The following is a 13,126-nucleotide window of genomic DNA, read 5'->3' as shown; positions in this document are numbered from 1 at the left end:
ACCATTTTAAACAATTTTGAACAGCTTGAACGCCGTTATCTTTTTATCCCCAGTTCTCTTTCTATTTCCTCCATTTCCTCACGCATTGATTTTACAGGAGGTTTTTTGTATTTTTCGCCTCTAAATTTACTTCCCTTTAAGTGGTCAATAAGATTGCTAATCATAACAGATAGTTTTTTGAAAGAATTAAACAATTCATTGAACTTCTCTTTATCAACATATCCCTGATCCAATGCAATATAGAGCTGAGTTCTTGCCTCGCCGCAGGAGCCTTTTGCAATATATAAAAACTGGATAAACTCCTGATTTCCTCCGCGCTCAAAGCCTTCGGCAATATTTGACATTACAGAAACCGACGCCCTTCTTATCTGGTCTGTAAGTCCGTAATCTTTTGCAAACCGCTCATTTTTTGTCAGAGTGTAAATTGCATTTGTCATATTTCTTGATAGCTGCCATATTTCAAGGTCTTCAAAATATTTTGCGAGCATGAAACCTCCGTATAGTAAAAGCGGTTCAAGATTGTTCAACATTGTTTAAGCAGTTCAATAACAACTACAGGTTCAAAATTGTTCAAACTACTAAAGACCGTTCAACGTTGTTCAAATCGTTTAATCCGTTCAACAAAACTACAAGTTCAAGATTGTTCAAGCTATAAAAATACCGTTCAAGATTGTTTAACATTGTTTAAACAGTTCAAAAACAGCAAACAACAGGTTCAACATTGTTTAAATTGTTTAAGCCGTTCAATTTTGAACCATGTTAAACAATGTTGAACAGCTTGAACGCCGTTGTCTTTTAACTTGAACAAGGTTAAACGATTTAAACTATTTGAACGCTTTTATCTTTTTATTGAACGCCGTTGTTTTTTTACTTTCCCATCCTTTCAAGCAGAAACTTCACCTGTCTGTCCTCGGGGCTTAGTCTTATGACCTCTTCAAATGCCTTCTTTGCATCTGTTTCATTGCCCGCCTGATAATACATCAGCCCCAGCGCTTTCTGGAGCGTTGAATCCTTGGGGAATTTTTCAACGCCTTCCTTCAGATACTTCAGCGCCTTTTCATCCTCTTTCATGCCCTGATAACTGAGGGCCAGATAGTAGTAAGTGTCAGCAGTGGGAAATGCTTTGAGCGCCTCTTCAAAGCGGCTGGATGCCTTGCCGTAATTGCTCTGTCTGAAATAACCGCCGGCTTCAATTATAAGTTCCAGCGCCTTTTTCTGCCTTTCTTCCTGTGAGAGTGAGGCATATGGGTTTGAAATGGCATCCACGATTTTTCCGTCAGGAATTTTGTTGTCATAGGTTTTTGTCAGGCTTATTCCGCTAACTTTCATCTCATCAATGTTTATGGAGCCCAGGTAATTCGCTGAGATTTTCACAGGGGCTTCGGAAAAAATATTCCTGCTGTTGTCAATAATATTATTGTCTTTGAGCTCTCCTGAAAACTCTCTTATTACAATGCCGTCAGTGTTTTGAAAGATGCTGCTTAGGGAAATTTTGGCATCTGTCTTTTGCAGTTCAATGCCGGTCTTGTTGCCTGAAATTGTCAAACCTTTGAGGCTTACTGCCGGCGTGCCTGAAATTAAAATTCCTGTTTCATTATCCGAAAACACGCCGTCTTCAAGCTGTCCTTCTGTGTTTTTAAAAGTCATTGCAGTCAGCGCGCCTTTAATGCGTAAACCGGCGGCAGTCACATTACCTCCCTCTGCGATTATCCCCTTCCATTTTTTATCCCCTGAAGGGATGAATTCAACAGGCGCGCCCTTTCCGTCCACAACAGTCCGTCCATAGATAACGAGCGCTGCATTTTCATCAAACATTATTCTTGTCTCAGGCGCTATTGACAGTGACAATCCCTTTGGGACTGTAAATGCGTCTTTTACGATATAAATCCCGGCAAGGACGGTGTCTTTCTTAAGCTCGCCGCTCAGCAAAACAGGCTCTTTTGACATAAGCGCCGCAGTTACTGCGTCCGCAGGCTCTGACTCATTGCCTGTCTGGTCAGATGCCGTGACCCTGTAATAATACGCAGTATCGGGCTTTGCCGTCCTGTCTTCAAATGTATTTAATTCCACTTTTGCGCTCTCGGCATAGCCGCTTAAAGGCTGTTCGCTTCTTAATACTGCATATCCCTTTAAGTCAGGAATATTTTTTAGGGCCTCCCATGATATCTCTATCCTGTCCTGAAATCCCTTTGCCCTGATGCCTTTTACCTGCGGCGGCGCGGTCGTATCAATTGTTACAAAACCGCTCACATCAATCCATTGGCTTTCATAACCAGCAGGTCTTTTTAAAGATGCAATTATGGGCATATCTTTTGTATTGTCTCCGGGCATGACAAGATATTCACCCATGTAGATGCCCGGTTTTGTCTCTTTCATGAGAAGGCCTTTTTTAAAGTTGCCGATGTCAAAGGTGGCTACTAGTCCGGGCTCTCCTTCAAGTCCAGCCCTGATAATTCTGCCTTTGCTGAAGGGCCCTTCTTTTACATTTGTAAGAATTTCTTTGATAAGCGGCCTGTCCTCGGTCTTCAGCCCTTTAGGGGAGGGGATTCTTTCATTAAATTTGTAGCTCAGCTCATTGACCAATCGGACCTGCTGGATTTCCCTTATGTTCATTGCCGTGGAAACGACGGTCATAACGGCGCCAAGCGGAGACATCGGCACCCCGCCTTCATGGTATCTTACGGAGTCTTTTATCCTTAAGACTTCTTGGCCTGTCTTTGTGTTGACCATCCAGACCTCGGCTTCTACGCCGAGCTGTGAATAGACTGCCGCATAAACCTTTTTATAATCAGTAATCCTGCCGTAGACTACCCCGTCACAGTCCAATGCCTGACACATCTCCTCGGGTTTTATGTCAAGGGCGCTTTTGCCTGAAGATTTCTCAAGCTGGACAACTTTTTCATCAATTACATTAAGCTCAACATCTCTGTATGGCTTTGAGCTGAAATGGTTGTAAAAGGCCCTTCTCACCTGAGTTGCTATCCCGATTTCATGGGTGTCGTTTTGAAACGGCATTACCGCAACAGTAAGCGGAAGGTCTTCTTCGGGCACAGCCAGCACGGCAGGAGCTGATAAATCTTTTTTTATTTCCTCTTTTAATGCACAGGATGTAATCAACGCCAGTGTTAAAATTGAAAAAAATATTTTTTTCATAGGATTACCCGCCTTTCACACAGTTACTTTTCTGCGGCAACCTCTGTTGGCGCCCATGTTTCAATGTATTTACCGTCCTCGTCTATTTTGTTGAGATACCTCTTAACCTTCCCTGTTTTTGTATCCAGCAGGAATATGCCTGATTGAGTGGAAGACTGCTGTCTTTTAAGATCAAAACTTGTGTATGCCCCCTGAAAAAGCTGGTACCGCCCGATTTCAGAATCAGGAGCAGATGTTTCGGCATAGACTGCATTCCCTGTTAATAAAATTGTCAGTAATGTGATTAGTAAAAGCAGGTTTAACCGCATTTTTATTACCCCCTTTATAACGGCATAAAGACAAGTTCAAGATTGTTTAAATCGTTCAAGCCGTTCAATAACAACAACAAGTTCAAGATTGTTTAAATAGTTTAAGCCGTTCAATAACAACAACAAGTTCAAGATTGTTTAAATAGTTTAAGCCGTTCAACTTTGAACAATGTTAAACGATTTAAACTGTTTGAACGCCTTTGTCTTTTAACTTGAACAATGTTAAACGATTTAAACTATTTAAACTCTGTTGGTCCTTACTTTTTCCCTTCTATCAAAACAGACTCAGAGTTTTCGCTCTCAAGCCCTGTTTCATCAAAGACTGTGATGAAGAGCTCCTGTTTCCCCTTTGTCTCTTCAATGCTCCATGAGGTATCCCGAACCTCTGCGAGTTTGCGTGATATCCCGAGAAAGCCTTTCTTGTAAATGTTATATTGTTTAATATCTTTTTCAGTGTTGGCGTCCCAGCGCAATATTTTTTTGCCGTCTTCAACAGAGACCTTTAATCCTGCGGGCTTTGCCGGAACAGGTTTTGTCATAGCGGGTACGGGGATGGTCCTCTCGCTGATTAAGCTATCCGCATCAACAGCCTCTATGACATATGTATATTTGGCGCCGTCTTTAAGTCCGGCATTCACATAATTGCTCTCATTGACAGAAGCAATATTTTTGAAATCATTATCTTCACCGATTGCCCTGTAAATGTTATACGTCTTTATGTCTTTCTCCTGGTTTGGCTCCCAGGTCAGCGTAATCTGTTTCACCTCGCCGCTTTTTGCGGATAGACCGGCCGGCGCCGAAGGAAGCGCTTTTGTTACAGAAGACACAGGCATGGATACATCACTGCTTACGCCTGCGGAATTATAAGATGCAATTTTATAATAGTAGGCAGTGTTATCTTTCAGCGGAGGCTCCTTGTCAATAAATGAGTTTGATTCGGGATTGCTGATTTCAATTATTTTTTTGTATTCGTCTTTTTCCTCAGTGGACCGTGAGATTACATATTTTACAATTTCATCCGCCGGGCTTTTTACAGGGTCCCATTTTAGCGAAACCTTTCTCGGTTCGCGGTCTTTTGCGGTAAAACCCTGCGGTACAGGCGGTTTATCTCTTGTAGTTGCCGATACGGCGTCAGACATATCTGTTTCCATTCCATCGTTGTTGTAAGCGGCAATCCTGTACCAATATGTGGTCAGATCAGCCATATCTTTTTTATCAAGGAAATTGTTGGACGTTTTCCCGGGAACATTGGAAAGAATTTTATATCCGGATTCCTTATCCGTGGGCCTGTAGATGCGGTAACCCGCTACTGCATCGGAAAAATGCACATCCCAGATTAAAGGTATTTGTCTTATCTTTCCGCTTTCTGCCTTAAGCCCGTAAGGCGCATTAATCGTTGTTGTATTGAGTATTGTTGACAGGTCTCCCGGAGTTCCCTTTGAATCAACTGCAGAAAGCGCATACTGATATGAGGTGTTGTCGCCCAATCCCTTATCCGTATATGTTGTTGTGTCATAAGGCACGGAGGCTATCTCCTTAAACTCTTTGTCAGCCGTCCCTTTTCTGTAAATCTTACATTCTGAAATTTCAGAGTCAGGGTGCACCTTCCATTTAAGCCGGGCTGATTTAATGTCAGGCGCTACGCTTAGGAATATCGGCGGCGGCGGGCCCATAGCAAACCGCACCTCAACTATATTGGAGGGGCTGCTTTCCATTCCGTTTTTGAATGCGGCTGTAATTTTATAAAAGACCGGTTTATCCAGCGGGGGGTTCTGATCTGTAAAATTAAGTTCCGGCACTGCGCCGACCATTTGATATATGCCGTCTTTTTCATCTGCCTTGTAAACTTTAAATCCGCTGACATCCTGCACATTTTTATGCAGCCATTGAAGCCTGATTTTTTTGTCAATCTGCATTGCCTGCAGTTCGTACGGCATTTCCAAAGGTTTGACATCTTTTTTGACGGCATCTGCTCCGGAAAAACATTTAAGCGTCCTGCTTACAACTGCAGTGGAGATCTCATTTAATTTGTCATTAAGCATGCCTTCTGAAACAGTTATTTTTTGTTCAAAACATAGCTCCCGCGCCTTGATGTCCAGCACTTTAATTGAGACTGTTATAATTCCGCCGTCCTTATTTACATCCCCGTAAACGCTGAAATCAAAACCGAGCGCGGTGCCCACATTAAGCATCTCCTGCGGTTTGAGACGGCTTATCTGGTAGCCCTTAAGCAAAACCTCCCTGTCAATTTTTCTTCTTTCAATAATCTCAAAAAGACCGCTCCTGTTGACGGATGATGTTAAAACGGTCGGAATGGTTTCCATAAGTGATGTCGCTTCAATGTTTTGCGGGACAAACAGGAGGAATGCTATTCTTGGTTTAGTTGCAGCAGCAAGGGTTGGCTGTAATGGTCCGATACCTACTGCAGCAAACAGCATTGCTGCAAGTAAATATAAAATAACGGCTCTCTGCATGGCAGCCTCCCCATTGCTCAAAGATTTATGATTCAATCTGCTGAAGTAGTTTTTCTATCTCTTTTCTTGAATTTTCCGAAAGAGGGCTTGAGATGTTTTTAATATCTTCAACATAAATACTGTCCGTATATTTTTCAATTGCCTTTTCGTATTCCATTCTCTTTTTCAGCATTTCAGCATTGGTATGGTACAGAACCTGCAGGTTCTGAAAGCGCGATAGCACCTTAAAACCCAGATTCTCAACCACCTTTTGCGTTACGGCCTGAAGCAGTTCACTGTCTGTCGGCATTTCAAGCGGGTCAAAGACGATATCTGCAAATGAAGCCCCCTCTGAGAAGTCATCCTTTGCTTCTTTTTGCTCTTTCAGGGTTTCTGTGATAACAACCTCGCCCTCTTCCACATCTATAACCCTGAAAGAAACGCCGACCGTTGCCAGTTTTTTTTCAGTGCCGACTTTGTATTTAATCGTTTCCCTGAGGTCTTCTTCTATCATGGCAGGCGGTGCAGTCTTCACATCGCCTTCAGTTGCCGTCCCTCTCTGCGACATGAGCCAAAACTGATAGGCGGGGTTTGGCGTGGATTTTTTGCCGACTACTACGCTCTTCATCTGATAGCTTTCTGCAATATTTCTGTCCACATCGTAATTAAGCACACTGCCGAAAATAAATATGTCAGTGCCTTTAAGCTTGCCTGCCTTTTTTGCGCTTTCAATGTCATAAATGCCCGCCTGTCCGTATTCTATCTCTTTAAGGATGGCTCCGAGGACGTCCCTTGCGAGCACCTTAACGTCGCTGCTTGCATTGGATGTTATGTAAGACAGCAGGTTGTCTGTCACAATCTTGCCCACATCAGGCTTATTGCTCGGCGATGTGAAATCCATGATGGCAATTTTTTTGATAACCCGTTCCTTAATGCCGTCTTTCAACGCCTGGATTTTATAAACAGATTCTTTGTGTTTAGGGTTAAACTCAAGCGCCTTTTCATACCATGACAGCGCATTGCCAAAATATCCTTTTGACTCAAAGGCTTCTGCCTTTGAAATAATGCCGGCGATAAACTGATTAACGGCATCAGCCACCTCTTTTTCTTTATTTGCGGCAGGGTTATATTTAAAGGCTGTAGTCAAATCCATGTATGCCGCATAAAGACGTTTCTCCGAAAGGCGCTGTCTGAACCGGCTGATGTAGAAAACTCCTGCCTGCTGCTGTATTTTTGCAGATTTCTGCCCTATATCCTCCGAAGGGTTTATCATATAAGCCTGCCGTGCAAGCGCAGTTGCCTTGTCCCAGTCATTTTTTGCGGCGAATTCCTCTGTTTTTGCAATTAAATAATCAGGTGTGTTTTTGCTTCTGGCGTCTTCAATGCGGGCGATGATATCAGAATTGTCAGGCACAATTTCCCGTGCGGCTGAAAGCGTCTTCATGACGTTTTCCCAGTCATCGGTTTCCTTGAATTTTTCCGCATCCTTCAGGTAATAGAAAAGACCTTCGTCCTCAGCCTGCTTAATCTTTGTTACAACATCAAGATAGTTTGGGTACATTTCATTTATTTGTTTTAATGTCTTAATGCTCTCAACCCATTTATTTTCCGTCATTGTCTTTGACGCCTCGGAATACATGCTCTCGGCGGTCTTTACTATTCTGTCCAATTCAGACTTAATAAGGTTCCGCAGTTTTAAAACTTCTTCGTCATCAGGCGTAAGCTGGCTTGCTTTTTCCGCCTCCTGATATGCTACCTTTACCTGTTCAAAAGTAAGCGGAGTCTGGCTGAACTTTGCCTTTGCACCCTGTGCGTATCTTGCCGATAAGGCGCTTCTGGTTTTTTTAAAGGCAAAAATGTATTCGGGATTGCCGGGCTCTTTTTTAATGGCATCTTCAAACATTGACGTCGCTTCTTCAAACCTGTTGTGTTTGACAAGCTCCTGCCCGAGATCAAAACTTTCCTTCCCCGGCGTTGCACAGCCGTAAACAGCAAGCGCAAAAAATGCGAACAGGATAACAACCTTATTTTTCATTGTTTAACCTCCACCCGTAGTAAATTTAATGCTAATGACATTGCCTGTAAACGACGTTACTACGATTAAGTTTTTATTGAATATTTTATTGCTTAATTCCTCAGCCGCTTCTTTTGCATTGCCTTTTACCTCTATATCAAGCTTTGCGGTGCCGTCCCTGAAACTCCGCTCATAAATCTCTGCAACGCCGCGGAGATTATCTTTAAGGAATCTTTTTAAATCGGCCATACTGCTGAAATCCAGGCCCGATACTATCAGCTTTATGGTGTGTGTTCCGCCGATGCGCTTTTGCCATTTCGCAAGTATTTGGGAAATCAGCTTGTCACCCATATCAGAAGCCGCCTGTTTTAATGCCTCTGCACCGCCTGAAACCGGGTCTATATTGACAGATTTGGCATTAGTGGAAACCGATGCAAGGGTCTCTCCATTATCAGCGTTTATCACCTTTGAAGATATATTTGCCTGACAGGAGCGCAGGGAGGTCTCTCCGATAGGGGGGCCTGCTTTTGCAAGCGCCTGTCCTATAACAACCACCTCCGCCTCTCCCATTGAGGCGAGCGTCAGCGCAGTATCAGTGCTTAAATTAAAGTCCAGGTTGCGTGACAAAACAGGGTCGCTCCTTAAGCCTGCAAGGACGACCTGACGGTCTACCATGGTAAAGCCCTTTTCCATGAATTTTTGAAGAAGCATGCTCTCTGCAGTTCCAAGGCTGATGGAATCACCGCCCCACCAGTATGACGGCTTATCTGCGATGTTCTGTTCGGCAATAAGCAGCATGAGCCTCGGTTTTCCGACTCTTTGCATGAGTATGCCGACAGAATCAAGGTCTTTTTCAAGGCTGGTCACTGCGACAATCGCATCAATTTTCAGCCTGAGGGTGTCGCCTTCAATCTTTTCATCTATAATTTTGTAGTTTTTTATGTATCCGGCAGTCTGTGAATAAATTCTGTCATTTAAAAGTTCAAAGTTTTTTACTACTGTTTCAGATTCAACCATTACCCCGACTACCTGTTCAATTGCCCTGCGGAATGCATCGCTTAATGCCTTATCCCTTGCTATATCTTTTTTGCCGCCGGTTATGACCGCATATCCTTCTGCAATGACGCTGTCGCCGGCATATGAATAATTCTCAGCCGCAAACAGCAATGCCATGGCGGCAAGGATTATTAAAAAAAACGTAGTTGCTTTCATGCTTTTATTTTAATACAAAAGCAACCTTTGCGCCTGCAAGGAATCCCGCTTTCTGGTTTGCCGAGAAAATCTTTACTGCATCGTCATCCGACACCTGCAGGTCTGACGGCGATACAGTGCCGGAGGCTTTTACGATAAGGGGATTTTTTACTTCCCTTGTGCCGAGCGCCGCCTTTGCCTTGTCGGTGCTGTTTGTGTATTCACCGCACCCCTGCTCCACAAGCACCTTCTGGCTTATTTTGGAAGGGTCATAAAGTATTTCGCCTTTAGGCGTGAAAATCCTGTTTATCAAAGCAGGTCTGAAGTTCTGTTCTGTGGCGTCAATGATAAGCCCGTCGTATTTCTCTTCAACCGGCACAGGCTTGGGCTGAAACTTAGGCGCAGACTCCGGTTCCACGAGTTCTTTTTTTACATCGGGTTTTAAAATCTTTGAATAAAGGGCATCTGCAAAACTCCCGGGACCTGTCATGCCTATTTTCATTATTACAAGCGCTGACTCCTCTTTTTCATTGTATTCCTTCTGAACAACCCTTGCGCCTTTGACAAACCCGGAAACCGCCACCCGTACCACATCGTATTGCAACTCTGCATCCTTTACCAGAGTGTCTCCGACAACTGCCACGCCTTCAAGGATTTCTGCCAATTGGCGGTATGCAAGGGTGGTTGCAGCCCTTTCAGCAGTCAGTCTTTTCTTTGCAGGTGAAGTTGCTGTTGGCGACGGAAGCCCTTCAGCCGCAACGAGGATATAGTCATTTACAAATGCCTGCTGGGGCGATGTTGTGACGGTAAGATTATTCTGATTCAGCCACTTGCTTACAGTCTGAAACTTTGCATCAATGTCCGGCATTGAAGGCGCTGAAGGCATTGCCGGAGCTGAGCCTGCCGGCTGTTCTTCGCCCATTGCGGCGCTGACTGCAAAGAGCACAATACACATCATTATCAAAAGAACTTTTTTCATAATAAGACCTCCTTTGAAATTTTTGTTCAACATCGTTTAAATTTGTTTAATGTTGTTCAACGTTGAACCTTTTAAACTATCTTGAACAAAGTTGAACCATACTTAATTTTCTAATATATATTCATCTTCTGCCGGAGCATCCTTATGGCAAGCAGGGATTCTGCCCCGCTGACAGGCGCATCAACCCGGAATTCGCCTGAAAGCTCGCTTTCCATAATACTGCGCGACGTCATGTTCATCACTGCGTTATAAAAAGGCGCCGTAGGCCTTACATCAGGAAACGGCGACCTTTCATGCCCGAAATATGCAGTGGCTATCTTTTCATCGCCGGTAAGCTTTATCAGCACATCTTCAAGGATAAACGCCATCTCGCCCCGTGTTACGGTATCCTGAGGCCTGAAGAGGTATGCATTTTGAGCCGCATCATGTTTCGGCTCAAGCCCCCTTACCTTCCATTTTAGTATGGTAAGGATTTCATCCTTAAATTCATTATTGACTATATCCGGAGGGGTAAACTCCGCCTTCATTTTGTCAAGCTGGCCGACAACCGGGATCCGGCCTGCAAAGAGCTTGTCAAGCTTTAACTCATCTATCAGAAGCGCTGCCAGGTCGCCGCGGGTAATTGAATCCTTGACTGCTATTTTCTTGCCCACATCTCCGACAGTAATGCCTCCCATTGCACGGACGATAGTATCCGTCTTTTTCCATGCCTTGTCCGCCTTTTCGTGCCATTTTCCTTCTCTCTTGGCATTAAGGACTTCGGCGAATTTATCCCTCGCCTGCTGGAACTCCAAGGCCTCAAAATAGGCAAGCCCCATAAAGTACTGGAGCGACTCTATGCCCTGATAATAATAAAGCTTCTTTTCATCCACTTTGAGTTCTTTGGCAAGATTATATGCCTCAACAGTCTTACTGAGCCAATCCGGCCCGTCCATAATTGTATTAACCCTTATAACTGAGAGATAATGATCAAACTTATCTTCATCTGTCTTTGCCTTTTTACCGCCTTTTTTTACATAATCAAGCACCCTTTGATTTTCAACTGCGCTGAATGCCGGGTCAGGCTGAGCCATTACCTTGTGAGCCGATACTATCGCGAGCCCGCCGTAGGCCGGGTAAAAACCCTCTTCGCAGAATAATGCCCTGTCAAATTTTTCTTTGGCTGCATCCATCCTGCCCTGCTCCAGCGCCTCCATGCCCCTTAAATAGTGATGCTGGGGGTTATCCTCAGGCGAAGTGCATTTTGCCACATGCTGTTTTGCACAGCCTGAGGCAATTATGGCCGACAGGATTCCTAATAAAAGTATGAAGATTTTTCTCCTCATGTATAACACCTCCTTAGATTTTAAGGCATTTACCCCGTTAGAAAAGTTTTTCTAAAGGGGTCTGCCTCTTTGCGTTTAGAAGAAGTTTACCTGCCGTTTTAGTTTAAGTAAAGTGAATTTTCACCACATAGGCTTTAATTTACTTAACCGCCTCTTTATACATTATTTTTAATGAATATTGAGAAAAATTTAATATCTGGAAATCAGGCTTCTGGCTGATGCTGTTTGCCAGATATACGGTATTTTCAGGATAACTAACCATGAACTCGCCGAGATTTTTTTCCTCCACATTAGTCACCCATGTGGTGTTTTGAAGGGCGTCCTTGACTGCAAAATTCGTATTTACATCATTTACGCCGCTCACCGTTACATTTATCTTTTTGGCTATGCCTGTAATATGCTTTGAGAGTTTCTCCATAATCAAGGGGGAAATTTTTTCAGAAAGGCCCTTCAGCCCGTTTGCCGCTGCATCCTCCACATTCATTGCAAGTCCCTTGCCTTCTTCTGCGCCGGCAGTCAGTATGACCATCTTGCCGGAGGCGTCTCTGGTTACAATACGGTAAGTCAGCCTTACGGTTACATTATTAAACGGCATGGAGACGCCGTAGCCCACATCCGCGCCTTTTTTGGTTGAAATGGAGTAATCAATTTTCCCTATGATAATAAGGTTAGAGAGGAACTTGTACATTAAGGACCGCAGGGTCATATAATTACCTGACTTCATAGCCTTTTCAACGTCTGCAGCGTCAATTTCATGCGTCGGAGCCACATCAACCACCTGAAAGCCCTGTTCCGTGAGTTTGCCTATCAATGACTCGGAGAGGATATTGGTTTCATCGTATTCGTCTATTGTTTCAAGACGGCTTTCGTGTTTGCTGCTTGACTCGCTTACGACCTTCGGCTTTCTTGCAGGGATAAATACTGCAATTGAGTTGTTAAGCGCCAGCGACATAAGGGCGTCCCGCGCCTTTGAGGGTTCAACACAGGCGTTTATCTTGGTCCAGAATGTATTTTTGCGGTTATCTTCAATAATTACCTTGTATCCCGTAACAACCCCCCTTATCTGCTTGCTTACGGCGTCATCCACAAGGGCAAAATTCTGTACAACGCTCTGCGCCTTAACCTCTACTCCGACAACTTGTTCAACGGCATTCCATTTGGCCCGTGCAACCGCCTCTGCCTTTGCAGAGGGGACGTCGTTATTTACAATAACCGCCTCGCCTTCGGAGTCAATGCATTTAGTTTGCGCTAAAGCTCTGGATACACTTCCGGCCAGCAGAAGCAATAAAGCTGGGACAAGCAGTTTTTTTATTATCATTTTTTTTATTCCTTATTTTTTAAAACTCAACCCCGGCTTCTGCAAATGGACCGCCGAAATTAAGGTTTGCTACTACATCCTTCTGGTCAATTTTCAGGTCTTCATACCTGTACCCTGCGCCTATAAATGCAAGTCCTAAGAACCTGTACTTAACCCTGCCAATTAAATCATAGTAGTGATTGGAGCCGTATGCTATACCACGTACCTCTGCCTCAAGTGCGAGTTTTTTGCTAATGTCCGCCTGCGCGCCTAAATAAACCATCGGCACCGGGAACATAACACTTGTGGATTCCTTAAGCCCTCCCTGCGTTACTTCTGCGCTTAAATCAATAATTCTTATATTCAAACCAGCATCTACGTTTAATTTCCCGAGCGTGACTGTTTT

At 43.9% G+C, this 13,126-nt stretch carries 10 protein-coding genes; all 10 read right to left on the bottom strand.

Going from position 1 to position 13,126, the window contains the following annotated elements:
• Positions 1-35 precede the first annotated feature (35 nt).
• Positions 36-488 carry a four helix bundle protein gene (locus HZA10_05690; GenBank protein MBI5195793.1) on the bottom strand — a complete coding sequence of 151 codons (453 nt, stop codon included), beginning with the start codon at positions 486-488 and terminating at the stop codon, positions 36-38.
• A gap of 379 nt (positions 489-867) precedes the next feature.
• Positions 868-3,153 carry a DUF799 family lipoprotein gene (locus HZA10_05685; protein MBI5195792.1) on the bottom strand — a complete coding sequence of 762 codons (2,286 nt, stop codon included), beginning with the start codon at positions 3,151-3,153 and terminating at the stop codon, positions 868-870.
• Between the two features lie 23 nt (positions 3,154-3,176).
• On the bottom strand, positions 3,177-3,461 hold the full coding sequence (locus HZA10_05680; GenBank protein MBI5195791.1) for a hypothetical protein: 285 nt from the start codon (positions 3,459-3,461) through the stop codon (positions 3,177-3,179).
• 257 nt (positions 3,462-3,718) lie between these two features.
• The gene (locus tag HZA10_05675; protein ID MBI5195790.1) at positions 3,719-5,935 is read right to left on the bottom strand and encodes a fibronectin type III domain-containing protein; all 2,217 of its coding nucleotides are present in this window, start codon (positions 5,933-5,935) and stop codon (positions 3,719-3,721) included.
• A gap of 25 nt (positions 5,936-5,960) precedes the next feature.
• Positions 5,961-7,949 carry a hypothetical protein gene (locus HZA10_05670; protein MBI5195789.1) on the bottom strand — a complete coding sequence of 663 codons (1,989 nt, stop codon included), beginning with the start codon at positions 7,947-7,949 and terminating at the stop codon, positions 5,961-5,963.
• 3 nt (positions 7,950-7,952) lie between these two features.
• Positions 7,953-9,140: a flagellar assembly protein T N-terminal domain-containing protein gene (locus tag HZA10_05665; protein MBI5195788.1), complete on the bottom strand. Its 1,188-nt coding sequence runs from the start codon at positions 9,138-9,140 to the stop codon at positions 7,953-7,955.
• A gap of 4 nt (positions 9,141-9,144) precedes the next feature.
• Positions 9,145-10,098, bottom strand: coding sequence for a hypothetical protein (locus HZA10_05660; GenBank protein MBI5195787.1), 954 nt, complete (start codon positions 10,096-10,098; stop codon positions 9,145-9,147).
• A 110-nt stretch (positions 10,099-10,208) separates the two neighbouring features.
• A complete protein-coding gene (locus tag HZA10_05655; GenBank protein ID MBI5195786.1) occupies positions 10,209-11,423 on the bottom strand; it encodes an S-layer homology domain-containing protein in 1,215 nt (404 codons plus the stop codon).
• Between the two features lie 139 nt (positions 11,424-11,562).
• On the bottom strand, positions 11,563-12,741 hold the full coding sequence (locus tag HZA10_05650) for a hypothetical protein (GenBank protein MBI5195785.1): 1,179 nt from the start codon (positions 12,739-12,741) through the stop codon (positions 11,563-11,565).
• A 19-nt stretch (positions 12,742-12,760) separates the two neighbouring features.
• Positions 12,761-13,126 (bottom strand): hypothetical protein (locus HZA10_05645; protein MBI5195784.1); only part of this gene is annotated, 366 nt, incomplete at its 5' end.

It is taken from the genome of Nitrospirota bacterium (assembly GCA_016212185.1).
Taxonomy (GTDB): domain Bacteria; phylum Nitrospirota; class Thermodesulfovibrionia; order UBA6902; family DSMQ01; genus JACRGX01.
The sequence above is the reverse complement of the archived record's forward strand: the minus strand, read 5'-3'. Positions and strand labels throughout refer to the sequence as shown.

Coding starts and splice junctions, on each gene's coding strand:
- HZA10_05665 (MBI5195788.1), bottom strand. CDS start 9,140: ATGAAAGCAACTACGTTTTTTTTAATAATCCTTGCCGCCATGGCATTG.
- HZA10_05680 (MBI5195791.1), bottom strand. CDS start 3,461: ATGCGGTTAAACCTGCTTTTACTAATCACATTACTGACAATTTTATTA.
- HZA10_05685 (MBI5195792.1), bottom strand. CDS start 3,153: ATGAAAAAAATATTTTTTTCAATTTTAACACTGGCGTTGATTACATCC.
- HZA10_05650 (MBI5195785.1), bottom strand. CDS start 12,741: ATGATAATAAAAAAACTGCTTGTCCCAGCTTTATTGCTTCTGCTGGCC.
- HZA10_05675 (MBI5195790.1), bottom strand. CDS start 5,935: ATGCAGAGAGCCGTTATTTTATATTTACTTGCAGCAATGCTGTTTGCT.
- HZA10_05660 (MBI5195787.1), bottom strand. CDS start 10,098: ATGAAAAAAGTTCTTTTGATAATGATGTGTATTGTGCTCTTTGCAGTC.
- HZA10_05655 (MBI5195786.1), bottom strand. CDS start 11,423: ATGAGGAGAAAAATCTTCATACTTTTATTAGGAATCCTGTCGGCCATA.
- HZA10_05670 (MBI5195789.1), bottom strand. CDS start 7,949: ATGAAAAATAAGGTTGTTATCCTGTTCGCATTTTTTGCGCTTGCTGTT.
- HZA10_05690 (MBI5195793.1), bottom strand. CDS start 488: ATGCTCGCAAAATATTTTGAAGACCTTGAAATATGGCAGCTATCAAGA.